The following is a 21,718-nucleotide window of genomic DNA, read 5'->3' as shown; positions in this document are numbered from 1 at the left end:
TCGCAGTCGCGAATTCCAATTAAATATGATTTACTTCAATGACAAAGGCATTTTTCCTGAGAGCCATCCGTCGTGAGTAAGCGTTGCCCCTCCGCCTAAAGGATGAATTCTTTTGCTTCATCTTATTAACAAGCCCAATAACGAAATTGCCAAACAGAGTTTTGCTATACTCAAATAAGTAAGGAAAAGCGCGACATTGCCGATATCTCAAATATGACAACATCATTATCATCACTATTGGCAGCCACCCTGAATCAATCAACTGGCTCGACTTCGCCTTCCCCTATATCCTTGTCTTCAGCAGGAAATGTTGACGCGGCTACTCATTCGGGGAATCGAAGTACAGCTCCCGCTATTACCAACACCGCGCTGTCAAAGGCTGTTGCGTTAGATAATGCTGCGAAAGCAGTCGTAGAACGCGTGCCCGATCGGTTGTTATCGATAAGTATTTCAGCGAATTCATCTGATAATGCGCCTTCAAGTAGTGTGAAGTCAGCATTACTCGCACTTAACGTTGTCTTACCTGCTGAACTAAATACAAAGCTGTCTAAACAAGCAATTAATAATGCGCAGCTGGCACTGTTGCCGCAAAGCGCTCAAGGTCAACCTAATGCGCAGTCCGCTGTGCTATTCTCCACAAGCTTGCATCAACGTCAGGTATCACTGCCAGCATCTGATAAAGCTGAATTAATCAAAACCGTGGCACAATCACTTGCCAATAATAACGCCGCGGTAACGCTTAAAGGCCAGCTATCCATTTCTACTAAAAGCGAGAGTTTCGGCCAGCTTATGCTCACCACCGTCAAAAATGACGTTGTGCCTATTAGCGATATAAATACTGAAAAGCTCGATGGCACGTTAAAAGCCGCGCTACAAAAATTGATCGGTCAACAAGTCGTAATAGGGCTAAGCCGAGCGAGCAATAGCGGTGTTGCTCTTAACATTTCTCCAGAGCTTTCTACTGGGAACGTTAATCCTAGCGTCAATCGTGACAATCTAGCCACCATCGACCATAAAAATGTGAGTACCAACTTACAGTTACAGCTTATTTCTAGCGCACTTAAGCAAGGCGGTGTAGCCGTTGAGCATAACTCAGATAACACATCGCGCCTAAGCGCGCTGTTAGAGAGTTCAGGTGCCAACACTAACGCGTTAAAAGTACTCTCTGCGTTGACCTTAACCAACGATAAGCTTTCAGTACGCACAACTCAACAGACCGCGTTCTTACAAATAAACTTGCCGCAAGGTAGTGCCCCTTCCCTTTCGATCCCTACTCTAACGCAGGAGCAGATAAATAAACTAAACCTTACGCAGTTACCAAATGTAACGGCAAAAGGATTTGAGACCATCTCTGAGAGCGGCGTAAGCGTAAACTCACCACCTACCGCAGACGTTAAAACAGAGGTTCCCACATCACTTAAAGGCACCGAAGTGCATAATGCAATCACTGCACTTTCCCGAATATTGCTAAGCCAAACAGGCAGTACAAATCAAGCGTTAAGTCAACTCATAGCGATAATTGAGAATGGGAAGTTCTCGTCAAACACCGGTGCTACCAACGCGATAAACCTCCCGCCATTTGATAAAATTTTGATGCAGCTAAAAGGCGTCGATGCACTCAATGCGAAACCTTCTCAAGCTAAAGTATTTAACGGAGAGTTTATCGGCCCCCCTAAGCCTTCAAGTGAACAACTACAGGCAATGGCAAAAGCTGCTTTAATTGAAAAGGAAAGTGCCATTTCAGGAGAAGCTAGCAGCATGCAAGGAGAGGACATGGCAAACAAGCCTTCTCTTGTGTCACTTGCGTCTCTCGCACAAGCGTTTAGCACGCAGGCAAAAGGCTTATCAAATACCTTAGTGAATAATATTTTTCAGCAATTAGCGGCTATGCATAGTAAAGGCGCTGAGGTATCTCCTACGATTACAGATAGTCAAGTCAGTTTAGCGAACTCAAAGACAAACGAGGCCATAGTTGGTGAGAGCGTAAGTGCAATCGACGAAGTTAAAAACAGCACAAAGAAGCTTGCGCTCGACATGAACGACCAAGGATTGTCGCAACGCTTGCAGCAACTTCTATCAACACAGGCGCTGGTTACCACACCATTAAACTTAACATCGCCTGCAAATTCCTCAAACTTCGTTCAAGGGCTAATTGCCTTGGTCCAGTTAGCGCTTGCCGGCCGTGCCATGCAACGACAGCCTAGCTTAAAATCACAGATAGATGCGCCTGACTCTTTTGTTTCAAAAACACTGGCGAATATGGGGGTCTCCTCTCAACCAAGTCGACTTAGCCAAGACATTAACCAGTTAGACAGTCGACACCAGATGCTTGCTCAACTTAAAACGTTGCTAAGTAGTCACCAGCAAAACAAAATTGCCAATGTCGACAGCCGTATTCAAGGGCAAGAGAGTTTCTATTATATCTTGCCCTCATTTTCACAACACCAAAATCCTCCGGAGCTTTTAATAAAAAGAGAGTACGCTGGACAGCAAAATAAGCACGCGCCAACAGATCAGCGTGCATTTTGGAATATCACCATGAAGCTGGACATTGGTGATAGCGGGAAAGTACTGGCTAAGTCTAAAATTGATAAAAGTACTATCACGTTAGACCTGTACGCATCTAACGACGAAATACTTAGGCGGATTGGAGACACGCTACCTTACTTGCGTAAACGTCTTACTTCTCTTGGACTTGCTGTTGAAAACACCAGTTATCAACGAGGTCATATACCTGACACACTGAACTCGCGCCCTCATCAAATCTTTGAAACCAGGGTTTAAGTGGAGCATTTATGACTGATTCACAAAAAACAAAGCGCGCCATTGGCCTTAGGTATGAAGGAGGCGACAAGAAAAACACGCCGAAAGTTGTGGCTAAGGGCTATGGAGATTTGGCGGAAGCAATCATTGCCATGGCGGAAGAAACAGGCATACTTATTCACGAAGACCCATACTTAAGCGAAGTTCTCTCTACCCTTGATGTAGGGCAAGATATACCTGAATCCCTTTACTACGTAATTGCCGAGTTACTGGCCTACTCTTACGTACTTCAAGGTAAAATACCGCCCGGATGGGAGACAATTATCAAACATATTGACTTTAAAATTTAGCGAAATTTTTTAGTTAAACCACTTCGCTCCAGAACTTGCTATATAAATACGGTCCGTCATACTCAATACGCTCGGCTTCATCCACACTTTCAACTTACGTCCTTGTTATCGAGAGCTCAGGTGCTGCCTCAGGAGAATGACTGTCTTCTTCATTGGTATTGCCTCTTTGTCCAATGTTTATTAAACAGAGACCGTTTTCAACATACTCACTTGCTGATACATTTACCCTCTCCCCCAAGGGCGCGCTAGAAAGGATGGTTAGGGAAAGCTGCAATACATTTTCATCATCGTCACCGCTGCTACACGCAGTAATCACACATGTAGAGAAGATCAGCACTGCCATACATTTTGAAATACCGTCTATCTCGTTTTTGGGTTTCATGTTTCATGTCCTTTAGAGTGAAACGCTGAAACCCATAATAGGTGCGCTTGGCAGTACAATCAGATCCAAACAGAATATAAATGTGACAATTTGTAATCGGGTACTGTTTCATTCGAAGCAGTTTGATAATCTTAGTAGCTTAATTTTGATAAAGGGGCTTTTTGTGTTTTCGCGCTTTTTTCTTATTTTATTGTTCGCGAGCGCTTACCATGCCTCAGCACTGGCCTGTGAAAACAAACTTGTATGTATTGAAGAAGGTAATTGGTCGGTTGGCGTGGCCTTCGGCGCTGGCGTTCGCACCAATCCGTTAGTAGATGGCGATGCTATTCCCTTAATTATATTGCCAGACGTTGCATGGTATGGTGAACACGCATACTTTGACAACGGGGAGTTTGGTTATCAGTGGCAGCCCAATCAAGATTTAACAACCGAAGTGTTCCTTCGTGTCAATACCGAACGGGCTTACTTCTCATTTTGGCAACCTAGCAATGTCTTTTTACTAACAAACAGTGTCGATAGTGTCAGTACGCCAAGACCAGGCGAAGATATACAAGGGCCATCTCGATATATTTCTGTTAATGATATAGCACGACGGGATTGGTCTCTGGATGCAGGTTTTCGAACTAATTGGTTTAACGGCAGAGATAGATGGTCGTTTACTTTAAGTCATGATGCGCTTAGTGTTCACAAAGGTTTTAGCGCGACAGGCCGATATCAGCATGATTTCAAGTGGCAAGACTGGGTGTTAACTGCGCATTTTTCCGTTACATATAAAAGCAGTAACTTAGTAGATTATTATTATGGCATCAAGCAACGTGACACCGAAGATAAAACACTTTGGTATAGCGCCGGTAGCACTCTCCAATTTAGCGGAGGTTTGCTTTTCATTAGGCCCATAAACCAGCAGTGGCACTGGCTAGGTAGAACCCAAATCTCGTCATTGGGCAGTGGGATGACTAATAGCCCACTGGTTTCGAAACGTTTTGTTGCTAATATATTCTTTGGCGTCGGTTATCGGTTTTAAGGTTAGTAATGCGTATTTTCTTGTTAGCAATTCCATTATTGCTTCATTTCCCGATTTACGCCAAAGATAAGAATTCCGCGCGCTTTTCAGCATACCCCAATGAGTGTATTACTGCTCAGAAAGGTGAAATTTGCATTTTACCCATTACACTAACCTACCCAGAAATGAGTTCGAGAGAACACTGTTTACACATAAACAATCGCCTATTAGGTTGTTGGTTGCCCGATAAGCTCCCCACTGACTTAAGCATAGAGTTATACGCCGATTCTACGCTCACACTTATGAGTGAAGATGAAAATAAAGCCCCTTTTGTCACATTAAAGGTCAAATACCGACAGGCCTCTACACACCGACGGCGTGTTAGAAATCCATGGAGTTTATTCTGATGAAGAAGCTAGTTTTGGTTGAAGATGACGAACGTTTAGCAGCATTAGTCGTTGAGTACCTCGAACGCAATGGTTTTAATGTTTCCCGTCTAGCCTGCGGTGAAGGCCTTATAGAGTTAGTAAAAACAGTGGTTCCCGACATAGTTATACTTGATGTCATGTTGCCCGGGGAAGATGGATTTGCTTTGTGTAACCGATTGCGACAATTTTATACCGGCCCTTTGCTCTTTATGACCGCAAAAAATGAAGACTTTGACCAAGTAATAGGGCTTGAAATTGGTGCAGATGACTACGTTGTTAAACCGGTAGAGCCTCGTGTGCTTTTGGCGCGGATCAATGCGTTGTTACGACGAGCAATGCCTTCTTTGTCCCAAGAAAATAATAGCGATGTGTTGCGTTTTGGTTCGCTTTCCATCGATAAAGCATCTCGTAGAGTAACGTTAGCGGATAAAGTCATTGCATTGACAAGTCACGAATTCGACTTACTGTGTTTACTTGCTGACAATGCCTCACAAGTAGTGGACCGAACAACCCTCTATAAAGAACTTATTGGTCGTGAATACGATGGTCTTGACAGATCAGCTGACGTACGTGTATCCCGCCTAAGAAAGAAGCTTTCTGATAACCCGCAAAATCCTTATCGTATTAAAACAATATGGGGAAAAGGCTTCTTTTTTGTCAGCGATGCCTGGGAATATAAATGACACGCTTATTTGTCAGCTTTTACCTCTTCGTTGCTATCGCGCTTGTACTTATTAGCAGCATACTAGAGCTTGTGTTGCCGAATGAACGTTACGAAAAAACCAGAGAAGCGCTAGTCTTAGAAACAATGTTACCACTCGTTACCTCAGACAGGTCATCGCTGATAGAGCGACTACGAGCAACAGGTGTAGACTATGAAATAAAGTCCATTAACTCGATCGGCTGGTCTGACGCCGAGCGACACTCGTTTGCCAATAAACGGGCCATAACACTATTTGACGAAGAAGCCAAATATATCTATGCACCGATAGGCAATGACGAATTTATCGCACTTACGCTGCCATACGAAAAGGTATCGACCCCCTATCTCATTGTTTACCTATTCGTATTTCTCGTATTACTGGGTTTAGCGATGGCAGTATGGTTAAGGCCACTATGGCGGGATCTTTCGCATATTACGCGCGAAGTAAGTCACCTGGGACAAGAGAGTGAGGTACTTTCTATTTCGTTAAAAAAACGTTCGATTATGCAGCCTATTGCTAACAGGCTTAACTTACTAAGTGATCGCGTTCACAGCCTGCTTCGAGACCAAAGAGAGTTGACTGGGGCCGTGGCGCACGAATTTCGAACCCCTATTGCACGTTTAAAATTCGCTTTGGAAATGAATCCCAATCCAAATAGTGAAGCATGGAACGGGATCCTTGCTGATATTGACGAACTAGAAAGCTTAGTGCAAGAAATGTTGGACTACACCCAGTATGACGCCGTTGTCCCAGAACTGAGTATCTCAGACATTCCTACAAAGGAGTTATGTGAAAACTTGGTCGAGCGCTTGTCTCTAACCACGGGCAAATCTTTAACTGTCATAGGGGAAAACCTCTTATTACGAGGGGATGGTCATTTTGTAGAGCGAGCGGTGTCAAACCTCCTTACTAACGCCATTCGTCATGCACACAATAAGGTGGTTATCGAAATACGGTCAAATCCAGAGACTGTTACCATTTCAGTAAGTGACGACGGAGACGGTGTGGCTGAAAATCTCGCAGAACGTATATTTGAACCTTTCTATCGTCCTGATAATAGCCGTGTTCGATACTCTGGAGGCGCGGGCTTGGGCTTAGCCATCGTCCAAAGAATTCAGCTTTGGCACAAAGGCACCGCAAGCGTAAAGCCTAGTCGGTTAGGTGGTGCGTGCTTCGTCCTGACTTACCCCAAATAAATAAAAAAACCGCTTGGATACATCACCAAACGGTTTTTCACGGCGTTGATTCGCTTAATAAAGAGAAAGACTGCTATCTGAATAACACTTTTTCTTTATTGAACCAATGGATACAAAAGAAAATCAGACCCGCTGCAATCACTGCGGTAGACGTAAAAATGCCGACGAGTGCAAAGTAGTCCATGGTGCCTTTGAATAATTCTTTCATCGCAAGAGCAACATTAGTAAGCGGAACCCAAACCCAGCCACCTTTAAGCTCGACACCCGGCATCATGGCTATGATTACGGGGAAAATAACCACCATTATTAGCGAGCCCATGTAGCTTTGTGCTTCTTTAAATGAGCGTGCATAAATTGAAAGTGATAGCAGAATGGCGGCGAACACGGCTACTACCGGCACTAACATCAGGAATATCAGCAAGAAATCCACTAGACCAATCATAGACATGATCTTGACCACAAACTCAACGGCCATGCCTTGCGACAACACCAGCCCCCATATGGCCATGGAAGAAACTGTGATAAGCGCTGTGATAATGCCTGCCGTTGCGATAGTAAGAAACTTGCCCAGAACCAATTTATGGCGGTCCATCGGCGATATTAGCAACGTTTCTAATGTACCACGCTCTTTCTCACCAGCGCCTAAGTCAGCCGCTGGGGCCATGGCACCTTGAAGGCACAAGATGAAGATGAAATATGGCAGCATACCGCCTAAGCGTTCACCCCACACTTCACGATCGTCAGCGACATTTTGCTTTTCTATCTGGATTGGCTTCAGCAAGGCCTCTTGCTGAGTTTCATCTAAATTAAGCTGCGCAAAAGCGGTTTGTTGGAATGCATCGGTATATTCATCAATGATATCGGATACACGCCCCATCACCTTATTTAGACCAGCATCGTTGAGATACAGCGCAATCTTATGCTGACCTGAACGTAAAACATCGCTATCAAAGGTTTCAGGAATAACCAGAACAAAATCCAATGTTTCGTTTTTGATAAGTTTGGCGTAGTCAGACTCATCGCCAATCGCAACCGATTCAAATTTATCTGATGCGTCGTTAAAAGACTGAACAATTGCAGGCGCATAAGCTTCACCAACAATCGCGTATTTCAGCACCTTGTTTTCAGCTTCGTCTGCCGCTGAACTCATAAAAAAGAACGCAACGCCAAAAATGGCAGGGAATAATAAAAGCGGTAAACCAATCATAAATATGATGGTTTTTTTATCCCGTAATAGCTCTTTGAATTCCTTTTTAAAGATTAACCACATTACCCATCTCCTCAGAATCCATTGATAGTGTTTTTAGGAAGCTCTTATGCATTTGCCCGCCAGCCGTGTCATTACCAGACAAAGCACTAAAGGCGACAAGCGAATCGTTAAATACCGTTTCACCTTGGTTAATAACCGTCACCTTGTCGCATAGGGTCTGCACTTCGTCAAGATGATGGGTAGAGAAAATAACTGGGGTACCTTTATCTTTAAGGCGTTGAATGAATTCCATCACGGTACTGGTAGCCATAATATCAAGGCCGGTAGTAGGTTCATCAAGAACTACGAGTTCAGGCTCGTGTATAACAGCGCGGGCAATAGAGACTTTCTGCTTCATTCCAGACGAGAAACTCTCGGCTCTTCTATCAAGGAAGGTTTGCATATCGAGCAAGTCAGCTAACTCTTCAATACGAGCATTAATCACGTTTTTTGAAATACCGTGCAATTCACCGAAATAGCTAATATTTTCCCGGCCACTTAAACGGCCATATAGGCCCGTTGAACTAGATAGAAAACCAATTTTTTTGCGTGCAATATTGGGGTTGGAAAGCACATCTTCACCACCAATAATAACTTTGCCACTGTCTGGTTTTAGCGCAGTTGAAAGCATGCGAAGTGTGGTTGTTTTACCCGCACCATTTGGCCCTAACAGTCCAAGTACTTGTCCTTTTTCGCAAGTAAACGACACATCCCTTACCGATTGGAAATAGCGCCCTTTTAATCGTGGGTCCTTTTTTTCCTGTTCACTAAGCTTTTTCGGGTTCTCCACCTCAAAACGCTTAGCAAGGCCCGATATTTCAATCATTTCCCTTCCCTCTTCTCACGTGTGAACAGTAGCACCGTTCATTATTGTTGTAGGCTTGCTTTGCTGTAGCCGCAAATTACACCGCTCTAATTGTTTAAAATTGTTTTAGCGTACTTAATCAGCTTTGGCTGTGATTGCCATTGCATCTTAGTAGTCTGTACTTATAAATATTTATTACAGCATTTCTTGTTTTTATTTGTTGTACAAGTTTCAGTCTAACATTAAGTGTTAATAAATATTTCTCAATATAACCTTTGACGAAGCCATAAAAAAACCCACCTGGCGGTGGGTTCTTAATATGCGGTTAAGCGCTAATTTTACTCAGGAAGCACATCGTCTTCTTGCTGAGGTATCGCTTCCTCTGCTTTCATTGTTTTAGAAAGCAAAAGTTCTTGGCGGATCTTGGTTTCAATCTCGTTTGCGATCTCAGGGTTCTCTTTCAAGAACTTCATCACGTTCGCTTTACCTTGACCAATGCGGTCGCCCTTGTAGCTATACCAAGCACCCGCTTTATCAACTAGCTTTTGTTTTACACCAAGGTCAATAAGCTCAGCTTCTTTGCTGATACCTTCGCCATAGCGGATCATAAATTCAGCTTGCTTAAACGGAGGCGCAACTTTGTTTTTCACTACCTTCACGCGCGTTTCGTTACCCACAACTTCGTCGCCTTCTTTGACAGCACCTATACGGCGAATGTCTAAACGCACTGAAGAGTAGAACTTAAGCGCGTTACCACCGGTTGTAGTTTCTGGGTTACCAAACATTACACCAATCTTCATACGAATTTGGTTAATGAAGATACACAGTGTATTTGAACGCTTGATGTTTGCAGTTAACTTACGCAACGCTTGCGACATTAGACGCGCCTGAAGACCAACGTGAGAATCACCCATGTCACCTTCAATTTCCGCTTTAGGTGTAAGCGCCGCTACCGAGTCAACAATAACAACATCTACCGCACCTGAACGTACAAGCATGTCGCAAATTTCTAGCGCTTGCTCACCAGTATCAGGCTGGGATACCAATAGTTCGTCGATGTTTACGCCAAGTTTTTCAGCATATACCGGGTCTAGGGCATGTTCAGCATCAACGAAAGCACAGGTTTTACCCTTGCGCTGGGCTTCAGCAATAACTTGAAGTGTTAGCGTGGTTTTACCTGATGATTCTGGCCCGTAGATTTCAACAACACGTCCACATGGCAAACCGCCTATACCTAGAGCGATATCAATGGTAAGTGAGCCAGTAGAAATCGCTTCAATATCCATGGCTTGGTTATCGCCTAAGCGCATGATTGCGCCTTTACCAAATTGCTTTTCAATTTGGCCAACTGCGGCGGTTAAAGCTTTTGATTTGTTATCGTCCACGTATGTATCCTCTAGGATTTGCGGTTAAATTCTGTTTTGGTGTTTTCCATATTTTGTATGAAAGTACCAAATAATGATCACATTCTATACTGTACAAGCATACAGTTTCAACCCGTGTTTTTAATTTTCACTCAACATTTTAACTAAGTGAGTAATAGCAAAGCTAATAGCGTGTTGACGTACTTCGTCGCGATTGCCGCTAAACACCTGTTTAATTTGCGCTTCGTGCTCCCCACATAAAAAGCCGAACCATACAGTGCCCACTGGTTTTTCTTCGCTACCACCGCCAGGACCGGCAATGCCACTAACCGTTACAACAAGTTGCGCTCCGCTATTACAGCGCACGCCGTCTGCCATTTCTTTTACCGTTTGCTTCGACACCGCGCCGTACTTTTTTAGCGTCTGTTCTGTTACACCCAGTATGTTTTTCTTTGCGTCATTAGAGTACGTCACCCAAGATTGGTTAAACCAATCAGAACTGCCAGCTACGCTGGTAAAGGCAAACGCAATGCCGCCGCCTGTGCAGGACTCCGCGCTAGAAACAGCCCAACCTTTTTCCCTTAGTGCGTCGCCTAACACCTGAACTTGCGCAGATAATGCGCTATCAAGCGTTAAAGGGGTGGCGTTTGCTGTCGAATCAGTTGAAAATGTTGTGCTCATTTGGATATACCTAATTACACCTGTTGTGCTTTATCAGATCTTCGCTTGATCTTAGTGGGCGTGAGTTTATCATTTATTCCCCTCAACAGGCATTAAACCCAGCAACAAATTCGCAGAGGCATTTTTTGGAATCACATACTCCTATGATGCGCCAATACCTGACTATTAAGGCGCAGCATCCGAATATTTTACTGTTCTATCGCATGGGCGACTTTTATGAGTTGTTTTACGACGATGCCAAAAAAGCTGCTGAATTACTGGATATATCATTAACAGCAAGAGGCAAATCTGGCGGTGAGCCTATCCCAATGGCGGGTGTGCCCTATCATGCAGTGGAGAGCTACCTCTCGCGCTTAGTCAAGATGGGCGAGTCGGTGGCAATTTGCGAACAAGTAGGTGATCCCGCTACTAGCAAAGGGCCCGTTGAACGCGCCGTACAGCGCATTGTTACACCGGGCACCGTAACCGACGAAGCATTGCTTGAAGAACGTCGCGACAATATTCTAGCCGCCGTTTGTGGTCACAGTATGCACTATGGTCTGGCAACCCTAGATGTTACAAGCGGTCGTTTTGTTGTGTTTGAATGTGACAGCGATGAAAGCTTACTTGCTGAAATTCAGCGCATTAACCCGGCTGAATTGCTCTACCCAGAAGGATTTGAAAGCTTAGCTCTTGTTGAAAATCGTAAAGGACTTAGACGCCGTCCTGAATGGGAATTCGACATAGACACCGCTAACGAACAGCTTAACGCTCAGTTTGAAACCAAAACATTAGATGGCTTTGGAATAAAAGGCGTCACTAAAGGCTTAGGCGCAGCCGGCTGCGTTTTACAATATGTAAAGGATACCCAGCGCACTGCGCTGCCCCACATTCGCCGCATTCAGACCGAACAGCAAGGCAGCCGCGTGCAGCTTGATGCCGCCACCCGCAGAAACCTAGAACTTACCCATAATTTATCGGGTGGTCAGGAAAACACCCTATTTAGCGTGATGGATACCACCACTACAGCCATGGGTAGTCGTATGCTGCAGCGCGTTATTCACTCGCCTTTAACAGACCAACATGAACTGCACAGCCGCTTAGATGCTGTTGAAACGTTTATTAATGACGACCCTGAAGATATTCGTACCGCGTTAAAGCACATTGGTGACATAGAACGTATTATGGCGCGCTTAGCCCTTCGTTCAGCGCGGCCACGCGACTTTGCTCGCCTAAAAAATGCGTTTAATGCGCTGCCTGATTTACAAGATGCTCTAGCTCGATTCGACACAGGCCAAATCAGAAGTATCTGCGAAACCATTGGCACTTACCCTGAGCTTCAAGCCCTGTTAAACGATGCCATTATTGATAACCCGCCAGTGGTAATACGGGATGGCGGCGTGATTGCCGAGGGCTACAACGCCGAACTTGATGAATTGCGCAAGCTATCACAAGGTGCTACCGACTACTTAGACGCTATGGAACAACGTGAGCGCGAGCGCACCGGCATTTCTACGCTAAAAGTGGGCTATAACAAAGTTCACGGGTTCTTTATTGAAATTAGCCGGGCCAACAGTGCATTAGCGCCTGCTGAATATATTCGAAGACAAACGCTTAAAAATACTGAACGTTATATAACGCCAGAACTGAAAGAGCACGAAGATAAAGTGCTAAGCAGTCAGGGTGCTGCACTTGCTCTTGAAAAGCAGCTTTACGAAGCCTTGTTCGACAACTTTGCGCCGCACTTAAACAACTTAATTGAGACCGCCGCGGCGCTAGCCAAATTAGACGTGCTGTGCTGTTTTGCCGAACGCGCAGTCTCCCTTGATTGGTATCGACCTCATTTGAGTCAAGAATGCGCGCTTACTTATGATGCCGGTCGCCACCCTGTGGTTGAGAATGTAATGAAAGACCCCTTCATTGCTAACCCGCTTCAACTAGACACCGAGCGCCGTATGCTGATTATTACCGGTCCGAACATGGGCGGTAAGTCGACCTATATGCGCCAAACTGCGCTGATTGCCCTGTTGGCTTGCATAGGCAGTTTTGTGCCTGCAGAAAATGCACACATAGGAAAGCTTGATCGTATATTTACCCGTATTGGTGCATCAGATGACTTAGCCTCAGGTCGCTCTACCTTTATGGTTGAGATGACAGAAACGGCGAACATTCTCAACAATGCCACAGAAAACTCACTGGTATTAATGGATGAAATAGGCCGTGGCACCAGTACCTATGACGGATTGTCTCTGGCGTGGGCATGCGCGAGTTATTTGGCAAAGCAGCTAAATGCTTATACGCTTTTTGCTACGCATTACTTCGAACTTACTGAACTTCCAGAAACACAAAGTGGCGTAGTGAATGTGCACTTAGACGCGATGGAGTTTGAAGATACCATACGCTTCATGCATACCGTATCAGAAGGCGCAGCGAGCAAAAGCTTTGGTTTACAGGTTGCCCAACTTGCAGGCGTACCGAAGGCGGTAATAAAAGCGGCGCAACAAAAGCTTGCGGTGTTGGAATCATCACACCTTATGACCTGCACGGAAAATGGATCAGAGAAAGCCAACAATGAGTCTTTTGTAGCGAAGAGCTCGACAAAAGATGTAAATAAAACAAGCGCATCAGGTAAAGCCACATCAAATACTATAGGCCAAGCTGAAATGCTGTTCCCTGATAAGCCACACCCGGTTGTAGAAGCCCTAGAAAACTTATCACCCGATGAGTTATCACCGCGCCAAGCGCTAGACCTAATCTACACACTCAAGCGCCTGAGCCAATCTTAAACGCGTATAAATTGTGCATCATGTGGGCAAATTGATTGTCTGCCCACATGAATTTGCGTATACTATCGCCCCGTCCAAAGTGTAGCTAGTTTTGTTCTAAACTCAGCCTATATTTACCATACAACCCAAACGTTCTAGGTTTCGCATGACAAATTATATTTTCGTCACCGGTGGTGTAGTTTCATCGCTAGGTAAAGGTATTGCTGCAGCATCGTTGGCCGCAATTCTGGAAGCTCGCGGTCTCACCGTAACCATGTTAAAACTCGACCCTTACATCAATGTCGACCCGGGCACTATGAGCCCTATCCAGCATGGTGAAGTATTTGTTACCGATGACGGCGCTGAGACCGACCTTGATCTTGGTCACTATGAGCGTTTTATTCGCACCCGCATGACCAAGCGCAACAACTTCACTACCGGCCGTGTATATGAGGAAGTGTTAAAGCGCGAACGTCGCGGTGATTACCTTGGTGCAACCATTCAGGTTATCCCTCATATCACTAATGAAATTAAGCGCCGGGTAATTGAAGGTGCTGAAGGTCACGATGTAGCTATTGTTGAGGTGGGCGGAACCGTAGGTGACATCGAGTCACAACCTTTCTTGGAAGCTATTCGTCAGCTTGGTACAGAAGTAGGCCGTGAGCGCGCTATGTTCATGCACTTAACCCTTGTGCCTTATATGCCAGCATCAGGTGAAGTAAAAACTAAGCCTACCCAGCACTCGGTAAAAGAGCTTCGCTCTATCGGTATTCAGCCAGATATTCTTGTGTGCCGTTCGGTAGGTGCATTGCCAGCCAGCGAGCGCTCTAAAATTGCCTTATTCACAAACGTTGCTGACAAAGCAGTTATTTCACTTAAAGATGTAGACAGCATTTACCGCATACCTGCTGCACTTAAAGCACAAGGCATGGATCAGCTAGTAGTAGACCGCTTCGGTCTAGAGTGTGAAGAAGCCGACTTATCTGAGTGGGAACAAGTACTTTACGCTGAGTCTAACCCGACGGCTGAAGTAAATATCGGAATGATTGGCAAATACGTTGAATTGCCTGACGCCTATAAGTCGGTAAATGAAGCGCTTAAACACGCTGGTCTTAAAAACCGTCTTACCGTAAACATCCATCACATTGACTCACAAGATGTGGAAAGCAAAGGTACCCAAATTCTAGAACAACTAGATGCTATTTTGGTACCCGGCGGCTTCGGTGAGCGCGGTATTGAAGGAAAAATTGCGGCTGCTCGCTATGCCCGTGAAAACAAAGTGCCTTACTTAGGTATTTGTTTAGGTATGCAAGTCGCGCTTATCGAATACGCACGAAACGTTGCAGGCATGGAAAACGCGAACAGTACTGAGTTTAACCCCGAAACACCTTATCCGGTGGTAGGCCTAATCACTGAATGGTTAGATGCCGCTGGCACTACGGAAACTCGTACCGAAAATTCAGATCTTGGCGGCACTATGCGTCTAGGTAGCCAGCTTTGCCACCTTATTGAAGGAACCAAGGTTCACGAGATGTATGGCAATGCTGAGATTTACGAGCGTCACCGTCACCGTTACGAGGTAAATAACAACCTGCGTGACCAGATTGAAGCAGCGGGCCTGAAAGTAAGTGGTTTGTCCACTGACAAGCGACTTGTAGAAGTGGTGGAAATCCCTGATCATCCATGGTTCATTGCGGGCCAATTCCATCCTGAGTTCACATCAACTCCTCGGGATGGACACCCACTATTTACTGGTTTCGTTGCTGCGGCAGGAAAGTACCAGAAAGAAAATCACTAATTACTAATAAAAGGGGCGCTCTCTCCCGTTGCGCCCCATTCAATTGTTGAGGAAAAAACATGGCGAAAATTAGTCGCATTATCGGGCGCGAAATCTTAGATTCACGCGGTAACCCTACTGTAGAAGCAGATGTATATTTAGAATCGGGCGTAATGGGCCGAGCTGCAGCACCATCTGGTGCCTCTACTGGTAGCCGCGAAGCACTAGAACTACGCGACGGCGACAAGTCTCGTTACCTAGGTAAAGGTGTAACAAAGGCAGTTGCAGCAGTTAACGATACCATCGCGCCAGCGCTTATCGGCAAAGACGCACTAGCGCAAGCTGATATCGACGGCATCATGATTGACCTTGATGGCACAGAAAACAAAGAAACTCTTGGTGCGAACGCAATTCTTGCAGTTTCTCTTGCTGTAGCTAAAGCGGCTGCGGCGGAAAAAGGCGTAGCGCTTTATGAGCACATTGCAGACCTAAACGGTACATCTGGCCAATACTCAATGCCAGTACCTATGATGAACATCATCAACGGTGGTGAGCACGCTGACAACAACGTAGACATTCAAGAGTTTATGGTTCAGCCTGTTGGCGCGAAGAGCTTCAAAGAAGCACTACGTATGGGTGCTGAAATCTTCCACGCACTTAAGAAAGTACTATCTGCTAAAGGCCTTAACACAGCAGTTGGTGACGAAGGTGGTTTTGCCCCTAACCTTAGTTCAAACGCAGAAGCACTAGCGGTAATCGTTGAAGCCGTTGAAAATGCTGGCTACAAAATGAATGAAGACATCACGCTAGCACTAGACTGTGCAGCGTCTGAATTCTACAAAGAAGGCAAATACGTACTTTCTGGTGAAGATAAGAGCTTCGATTCAGAAGCGTTTGGCGACTATCTTGCAGACCTTTCTTCACAATACCCAATTGTATCAATTGAAGACGGCCTAGACGAAAGCGACTGGGACGGCTGGGCAAGCCTAACTAAGAAGATTGGTGACAAAGTACAGCTAGTTGGCGACGACTTGTTTGTAACTAACACTAAAATTCTTAAGCGCGGTATTGATAACGGTATTGGTAACTCAATCCTTATCAAGTTCAACCAAATCGGTTCACTAACTGAAACCCTTAACGCGATTAAAATGGCGAAAGACGCTGGCTTTACCGCAGTTATCTCTCACCGTTCTGGTGAAACAGAAGATGCGACTATTGCCGATCTTGCAGTAGGTACAGCGGCGGGTCAAATCAAGACGGGTTCACTATGCCGTTCTGACCGTGTTGCTAAGTATAACCAACTTCTTCGCATTGAAGAAGCGCTTGGTAGCACAGCGGCTTATAAAGGCCGTAGCGAAATTAAAGGCCAATAAGCTCAATTTTTGGCAAGACCAAAATAGGCTAATTACTTTTACCGCATTAGCGTAAAAGAAGGCGCTAGCGTCAATGCTAAGCGCCTTTTTTGTAACTTGCGATCCATACTGAATATGTGTGTAACGTTGTCATTTATTTTCCTTGAAGAGTCAGAGCACCGAGGTATTGACATAGAAAACAGACGGCGAAAATAAAGCGAAAAAAAACCCTAACTGCAGTTAGGGCTAATGCACACATCACGATTAACGTTGTTGTTCAGGTAACGATATTGCCGATAGCCTCGGCGGTTGCTTTACTAATTAGAAACGATAGTTTGCACCTACAGTAATTCTTCGGTCAGTCAGACCTTGGAAGCACAGAAGCGCACCTTCGTTAACACAGTACTGCTCAACCTCAGACTCGGTAATGTTTACTGCCTCAACACCAATATTCAGATTTTCGTTCACATCGTAAGTTACACTTGCGTTCAACTGACCACGGTCAGCTTGTACCGCAGGGAATCCCCACGGGAAGCTAGACGTACTTCCGAAGTCATCGGTACGGTAAGCTTCACGCCATGTGTAGCGCATCCGAGCAGATAAACCAAATTTCTCGTAATAAAGCGTAATGTTGTAGGCGTTTTCTGAAAGGTTTAGTAAACCTTGCACCGCACTAACCTCTTCATCGCTTCCAGTCGTAGCCGCAAAGACTTGGCCAGCTCGGCTTGTCGCCGTATTTTCAGCTTCACCACCATCAAACTCTTGAATAGTATAGTTAGCAAGCACGCCGAAACCTGAAGCCCAACCAAGCTCGCTTTCAAAGCTCGATAAATCATATTGAATAGCGAACTCAATACCTTTCTGCGTGGTTTCTCCAGTATCGTTAATTTTCGTTTCTGTGCCCACACAAACGCCCGTACCGAGTTCAGGCCCAAACACGTTTATATCTGCAATGGGATTGAAAATACCCCCACCTTCACAAGGGTCAGTCAGGTCGCGGTATCCTGTAGCCGGGTCTTCAAATGGACTTACTATCTGGTCTACGAACAGATCTTTACGGGTTTTATGGAAAATGCCCACACTCACTACACTGGCTTCAGCAAAGTACCATTCAGCCGCCAAATCATAAGAAATAACTTCCTCTGGCGTTAGGTTTGGGTTACCGATAGCCACATTAGGGTTAGGGCTTGTACTGAAAGTGACCGACGTTGACAGGTCATTAAAATTAGGGCGACGGATGTCTTTACCCGCACCAAATCTCAATACAACATCATCTGCTACATCCGCCACTAAGTTGAAGCGAGGCAAAATAAAATCATAGTCACCCGTATTTGTCACACGGGAAACCAATTCGTTACCTTCATCATCTACGGTTATCGAGTTACCTACAGACGTCACGTCTGTTTGCAAATAACGAACACCGAAGTTACCGCGGAACATTTCATATTCAAAGTTGGCCTGTGCATATATTGCATGGGTTTCTTCTTCGATATCAAAAAAGCCTGAAGAGCTAGCGGTAGGCGCACTTAACGAACGCGTAGAACCATGCGCTTCCATTGCCGCTTGAAGCGTAGCTAATACTGCATCAGGGTCAGACGACACTTGCTCTGGGTCAATCAGTAAGAAGTCACGAACGTAGAGCTCACGTCCGTCTGCATCGTTGAAGTTATCAGGCCCAGCAGTCAACAAGTCACTAAATAAACTGCCTCGCGGGCTATCTTCCATTGTACGCAAACCAACACTTGTACCAATATCTTCACGTTTGCTACCTGATTTATTGTATCGGTAACCAAAATCAACTGACGTAATCATGGTGTCTACAAAATAGGTGAAGTCGACGCGGAAAGCATCTTCGAAGTTTTCAGTAGTGTCGCGACCAATATTCACATCGCGAAGCACTACATTGTTTGGATCAAGTAATTGCGCAGCCGTTGGGGCGTACTCTGCCCCATCAGCAATACCAAATGTTAATTTGCCACCAGATAAGTCATATGCGAATGGCACTGCATTGTCGTTCGCGCCACCAGCATCTAGAGGCACATTTGGGTTGATAAAGTTAAGCGTTGTATTAAAACTTGGTGTAGTAGTATCAGAAGACGTAGACGCTACTTCTGCAAACACACTCCATTTTTCTCCCTGCCACTCACCCCCTAAGCGGAAAATCTCGCTTTTCGTTACACGAGAATTAGTATCACTTGAAAAGCGTAAATTAGGGTCGTCATCGTCGTTTTCTAAATTTACCGGGATGACGCCACGTAGTGCCGCCTGAATAGAGCCTAGGTCTGTACCTCCTAGTGAACCAAAGTTGATGGTTTCAAACTCACTTGGAACAGAAATATCGTTTAGCGCACTTACACCAGATGCTTGAACGCGAGAACTCTCTTGAAGACGTTCTTGATCATTAATAATCGCGTCAAAAAAGAATTTAGTATTATCGTTTGGGGCCCACTCTATAGTGCCTACTAGGTTTTTCGTTTCGTACTCAAAGTTGTCGTAGTCTTGAACAAAGAATTGGATAGGCAAAAAGTCAAAAGATTGTGCGCTCGCTACACCACTGTCTGAGGTAATAATATTATCTCTATCAGCACGAGGTCGAAACGCGGTTACGTCTTGTTCAGCATAGCTCCCACTTATAACAATACCAATGGTACCGTGATCGGTATCCCAGTTATCACCAAATGTGCCCGAGATACGCGGTTGTAAGTTACTATCTGTCGTCAGGCTGCTGTTTTCACCCTGTACGCGAAACGCTGCAAGCTGCTCGTTAAGCTGTAAGGGACGAATAGTTTTAAGATTAATCGTACCGCCTACAGAACCTTCAATCGTTTTCGCGTCCGGCGATTTAGTCACTTCCAAGCCAGCAATAATAGCCGCCGATACATCTTCAAAATCTATACCGCTTCGACCAGCGCCTGAGCCCACGGTTGAAACACCGTTTATTTCAGTACGGTTGGCATCAGTACCACGAATTTGTACGCCTGTCCCCACGCCCGCTTCACGGGTGATCTGGATACCAGTAATGTTTTCCAGTACTTCTGCTAAGTTTTGGTCAGGTAGCTTACCAATATCTTCAGCTTCGATAACTTCAACAAGATTATTCTTGAAGCGTTTTTCATTCATCGCGCTAGCCAATGACGCTCGGATACCAGATACCTCAATTATCTCAACATCTTCATTGGGCTCTTGTTGAGATTCTTGTGCGCCTGCAGTTGCAGTAAGGCTTAGTGTCGTAGCCGAAAGTACCGCAAATGTAATTTTAGATAATTTGTGTGCCATGTGTGTTTTCCTCTTAAGGATTGAGGAATGCCTCATTACTCATTCCTTACCGCTTAATTGATTTGCAACCTACTTGCCCTGCAAATTTCCTTCACACCTATTTTACAAGACCATTACAAAAGTAAGACAACTTTAAACATTGGTCAACACAAAATATTAATAAACAGTAAATTTTACTATAAATTTTGGCCTTACCAATAACACAACCAACCACAAACAACTAAAAAAAAACAAAATAAAACGCAAAATCATATTAAAAAACAAACATTTAAAAATAACAAGCCCAGCTATCCAATGATAAACCTATATTTTAAGATCAACCTCACAAACACATAAATTGGTAATACACCCAAATCTATTTATAGTAGTAAACCGGCAGCTTGGTCTGTAAATTCAATCAAGTGAAAGGAAGAGCAGCTTTTGCAACCCTATGTGGCGCTTGTTTCTGTTTCTTGGTACGGTTAATCAACAGTCAGAAAATATGCGTAGATAGGTAATGACATCAGAGAACTCTTCTTCTCGATCTCAAGCGGGCTTTTTTAGTGAATCGGGCGAGTTAGGTGGAAGCCACGCACAGTTCACCGAAATTTGTACCGCGCTTTATGAAAGAGAGTTATTGGCGCTGTCACATGTAAACACAGTTAATGTTTCAATTTTAAAGCGTCGAATTGGGGGACTGCCCTATCATGTCAGAAGCGTAGCGCGCTTTATGGTTACACAGGCTCAATCATTTCCTACTTTGAAAGTCGATACACACAATGGCAGTTGGTACAGCAAACAACCAAGTAAATGTCCCGGCTTAAATCAGGACAACCAAAAGTGTATTCAGTGGTATAAGAAAAATACTAACTATGGACTAGTCGTTCCTGTGCTTATTCAAAATATTGAAGGTATAGCGGTTGAACTCGACTCTATTGACATGTTTCGCGAACACACTAATGAGATTCATTTAAACAAATATGGTTGGTTTAATGTAGGCGAAGACCAATTAACGAAAACAACAACATCGGATAATATTGTTATTCCAAAGAATGGTGATGTGATACCCGACTTGTATTCGTCCTCTACGTTATCAAGCGTCACCCTGACGTTACTCAAACCAACTAAAGCCATCATGAGCAGTGCGTGCTGTGGACATATGTGGAACTATAAAACGAAAACGAGCCCACGTTCACTTTCTATAAGAGAGATGCGCTTGTCAACGCAATTAAATTGGAAGAATTTTACTTTAAGCCCCAAAAATAGATAAAAAACCAAAAAATAAGCATAAAAAACCAATCAGACAGCAAACGCCCAACCCCACTTGTTAGTACACACATCCTAAAAAAACAACTTACCTTACTCTCAACGCTTGCCCCCACCCCTTATCGGCACTAAATTCGCGCACCGAACACCAAAAATTAGGATGAACATCCTAAATAATAAAAAAAACAGCTTTTATACGCGAAAAATATACTCATTATCGTAAACAATGGTTGACCTCTTCGTGCCACATGGGTACATTGTCGCTATCAACTTGGTCAGCAAAGAAACAACAGCAAATGCGTATTCGTTTTCTTCTTCTATCTCTACTCCTTATGGCAGCCAGACTGCACGGGTAGATTGCGACCAGCGATTTAAATTCATAAAAACCCGTGCCAAGCA

General features: G+C 44.5%; 16 protein-coding genes. 10 read left to right on the top strand and 6 right to left on the bottom strand.

Translation table 11 applies throughout. From position 1 onward, the window contains the following. Positions 1-213: 213 nt before the first annotated feature. Positions 214-2,784 carry a flagellar hook-length control protein FliK gene (locus V7R42_RS06025; protein WP_334019286.1) on the top strand — a complete coding sequence of 857 codons (2,571 nt, stop codon included), beginning with the start codon at positions 214-216 and terminating at the stop codon, positions 2,782-2,784. Between the two features lie 11 nt (positions 2,785-2,795). After that, positions 2,796-3,113 carry an EscU/YscU/HrcU family type III secretion system export apparatus switch protein gene (locus V7R42_RS06020; RefSeq protein WP_334019285.1) on the top strand — a complete coding sequence of 106 codons (318 nt, stop codon included), beginning with the start codon at positions 2,796-2,798 and terminating at the stop codon, positions 3,111-3,113. 94 nt (positions 3,114-3,207) lie between these two features. On the opposite strand, the gene V7R42_RS06015 is transcribed toward V7R42_RS06020, so the two are convergent. Next, positions 3,208-3,495: a hypothetical protein gene (locus V7R42_RS06015; protein WP_334019284.1), complete on the bottom strand. Its 288-nt coding sequence runs from the start codon at positions 3,493-3,495 to the stop codon at positions 3,208-3,210. A 163-nt stretch (positions 3,496-3,658) separates the two neighbouring features. Between V7R42_RS06015 and V7R42_RS06010 the strand changes: the two genes are divergently transcribed. The 4 genes from V7R42_RS06010 to V7R42_RS06000 are packed head-to-tail and all read left to right on the top strand — an operon-like array spanning position 3,659 to position 6,826. Next, positions 3,659-4,519, top strand: a complete 861-nt coding sequence (locus V7R42_RS06010; protein WP_334019283.1) for a MipA/OmpV family protein — start codon at positions 3,659-3,661, stop codon at positions 4,517-4,519. 8 nt (positions 4,520-4,527) lie between these two features. Next, positions 4,528-4,905, top strand: a complete 378-nt coding sequence (locus V7R42_RS19935) for a DUF3019 domain-containing protein (RefSeq protein ID WP_438823633.1) — start codon at positions 4,528-4,530, stop codon at positions 4,903-4,905. Next, on the top strand, positions 4,905-5,609 hold the full coding sequence (locus V7R42_RS06005; RefSeq protein WP_334019282.1) for a response regulator: 705 nt from the start codon (positions 4,905-4,907) through the stop codon (positions 5,607-5,609). The genes V7R42_RS19935 and V7R42_RS06005 overlap by 1 nt, the downstream gene beginning before the upstream one ends. Next, positions 5,606-6,826, top strand: a complete 1,221-nt coding sequence (locus tag V7R42_RS06000; protein WP_334019281.1) for an ATP-binding protein — start codon at positions 5,606-5,608, stop codon at positions 6,824-6,826. Before V7R42_RS06005 ends, V7R42_RS06000 begins: the two co-directional genes overlap by 4 nt. 73 nt (positions 6,827-6,899) lie before the next feature. Here V7R42_RS06000 and V7R42_RS05995 read toward each other — a convergent pair whose 3' ends face one another. The 4 genes from V7R42_RS05995 to V7R42_RS05980 all read right to left on the bottom strand — a co-directional run bounded on the left by V7R42_RS05995 (position 6,900) and on the right by V7R42_RS05980 (position 10,925). Then, entirely contained in the window at positions 6,900-8,096 is a 1,197-nt protein-coding gene (locus tag V7R42_RS05995) for an ABC transporter permease (RefSeq protein WP_334019280.1), read from the bottom strand. Next, positions 8,080-8,901, bottom strand: a complete 822-nt coding sequence (locus V7R42_RS05990) for an ATP-binding cassette domain-containing protein (RefSeq protein WP_334019279.1) — start codon at positions 8,899-8,901, stop codon at positions 8,080-8,082. The genes V7R42_RS05995 and V7R42_RS05990 overlap by 17 nt, the downstream gene beginning before the upstream one ends. 317 nt (positions 8,902-9,218) lie before the next feature. Beyond that, on the bottom strand, positions 9,219-10,265 hold the full coding sequence (gene recA / locus V7R42_RS05985) for a recombinase RecA (protein ID WP_039223325.1): 1,047 nt from the start codon (positions 10,263-10,265) through the stop codon (positions 9,219-9,221). A 120-nt stretch (positions 10,266-10,385) separates the two neighbouring features. Beyond that, positions 10,386-10,925, bottom strand: a complete 540-nt coding sequence (locus tag V7R42_RS05980; protein ID WP_334019278.1) for a CinA family protein — start codon at positions 10,923-10,925, stop codon at positions 10,386-10,388. Between the two features lie 143 nt (positions 10,926-11,068). On the opposite strand from V7R42_RS05980, the gene mutS reads away from it, so the two are divergent. The 3 genes from mutS (at position 11,069) to eno (ending at position 16,819) form a co-directional block, all read left to right on the top strand. Further along, complete coding sequence (gene mutS / locus V7R42_RS05975; RefSeq protein ID WP_334019383.1) at positions 11,069-13,690, top strand: DNA mismatch repair protein MutS; 2,622 nt, start codon at positions 11,069-11,071, stop codon at positions 13,688-13,690. Positions 13,691-13,835: 145 nt separating this feature from the next. Continuing rightward, positions 13,836-15,467, top strand: coding sequence for a CTP synthase (locus tag V7R42_RS05970; RefSeq protein WP_334019277.1), 1,632 nt, complete (start codon positions 13,836-13,838; stop codon positions 15,465-15,467). Between the two features lie 59 nt (positions 15,468-15,526). Then, on the top strand, positions 15,527-16,819 hold the full coding sequence (gene eno, locus V7R42_RS05965; RefSeq protein ID WP_334019276.1) for a phosphopyruvate hydratase: 1,293 nt from the start codon (positions 15,527-15,529) through the stop codon (positions 16,817-16,819). Positions 16,820-17,119: 300 nt separating this feature from the next. Here eno and V7R42_RS05960 read toward each other — a convergent pair whose 3' ends face one another. Then, positions 17,120-20,074 (bottom strand): TonB-dependent receptor, encoded by a 2,955-nt coding sequence (locus V7R42_RS05960; protein WP_334019275.1) that lies wholly within the window; start codon positions 20,072-20,074, stop codon positions 17,120-17,122. A 496-nt stretch (positions 20,075-20,570) separates the two neighbouring features. Between V7R42_RS05960 and V7R42_RS05955 the strand changes: the two genes are divergently transcribed. Continuing rightward, positions 20,571-21,323, top strand: coding sequence for a hypothetical protein (locus V7R42_RS05955; protein WP_334019274.1), 753 nt, complete (start codon positions 20,571-20,573; stop codon positions 21,321-21,323). Positions 21,324-21,718: the final 395 nt, after the last annotated feature.

Source organism: Alteromonas sp. S015 (genome assembly GCF_036864485.1).
Classification (GTDB): Bacteria; Pseudomonadota; Gammaproteobacteria; order Enterobacterales; family Alteromonadaceae; genus Alteromonas.
The sequence above is the reverse complement of the archived record's forward strand: the minus strand, read 5'-3'. Positions and strand labels throughout refer to the sequence as shown.

What these genes read in the sequence shown, in the direction of transcription:
- V7R42_RS06025 (WP_334019286.1), top strand. Translation starts at nt 214, where the DNA reads ATGACAACATCATTATCATCACTATTGGCAGCCACCCTGAATCAATCA.
- V7R42_RS05970 (WP_334019277.1), top strand. Translation starts at nt 13,836, where the DNA reads ATGACAAATTATATTTTCGTCACCGGTGGTGTAGTTTCATCGCTAGGT.
- V7R42_RS06015 (WP_334019284.1), bottom strand. Translation starts at nt 3,495, where the DNA reads ATGAAACCCAAAAACGAGATAGACGGTATTTCAAAATGTATGGCAGTG.
- V7R42_RS06020 (WP_334019285.1), top strand. Translation starts at nt 2,796, where the DNA reads ATGACTGATTCACAAAAAACAAAGCGCGCCATTGGCCTTAGGTATGAA.
- V7R42_RS06000 (WP_334019281.1), top strand. Translation starts at nt 5,606, where the DNA reads ATGACACGCTTATTTGTCAGCTTTTACCTCTTCGTTGCTATCGCGCTT.
- V7R42_RS19935 (WP_438823633.1), top strand. Translation starts at nt 4,528, where the DNA reads ATGCGTATTTTCTTGTTAGCAATTCCATTATTGCTTCATTTCCCGATT.
- V7R42_RS05990 (WP_334019279.1), bottom strand. Translation starts at nt 8,901, where the DNA reads ATGATTGAAATATCGGGCCTTGCTAAGCGTTTTGAGGTGGAGAACCCG.
- V7R42_RS05980 (WP_334019278.1), bottom strand. Translation starts at nt 10,925, where the DNA reads ATGAGCACAACATTTTCAACTGATTCGACAGCAAACGCCACCCCTTTA.
- V7R42_RS05995 (WP_334019280.1), bottom strand. Translation starts at nt 8,096, where the DNA reads ATGTGGTTAATCTTTAAAAAGGAATTCAAAGAGCTATTACGGGATAAA.
- V7R42_RS05955 (WP_334019274.1), top strand. Translation starts at nt 20,571, where the DNA reads ATGACATCAGAGAACTCTTCTTCTCGATCTCAAGCGGGCTTTTTTAGT.
- mutS (WP_334019383.1), top strand. Translation starts at nt 11,069, where the DNA reads ATGATGCGCCAATACCTGACTATTAAGGCGCAGCATCCGAATATTTTA.
- V7R42_RS05960 (WP_334019275.1), bottom strand. Translation starts at nt 20,074, where the DNA reads ATGGCACACAAATTATCTAAAATTACATTTGCGGTACTTTCGGCTACG.
- eno (WP_334019276.1), top strand. Translation starts at nt 15,527, where the DNA reads ATGGCGAAAATTAGTCGCATTATCGGGCGCGAAATCTTAGATTCACGC.
- V7R42_RS06005 (WP_334019282.1), top strand. Translation starts at nt 4,905, where the DNA reads ATGAAGAAGCTAGTTTTGGTTGAAGATGACGAACGTTTAGCAGCATTA.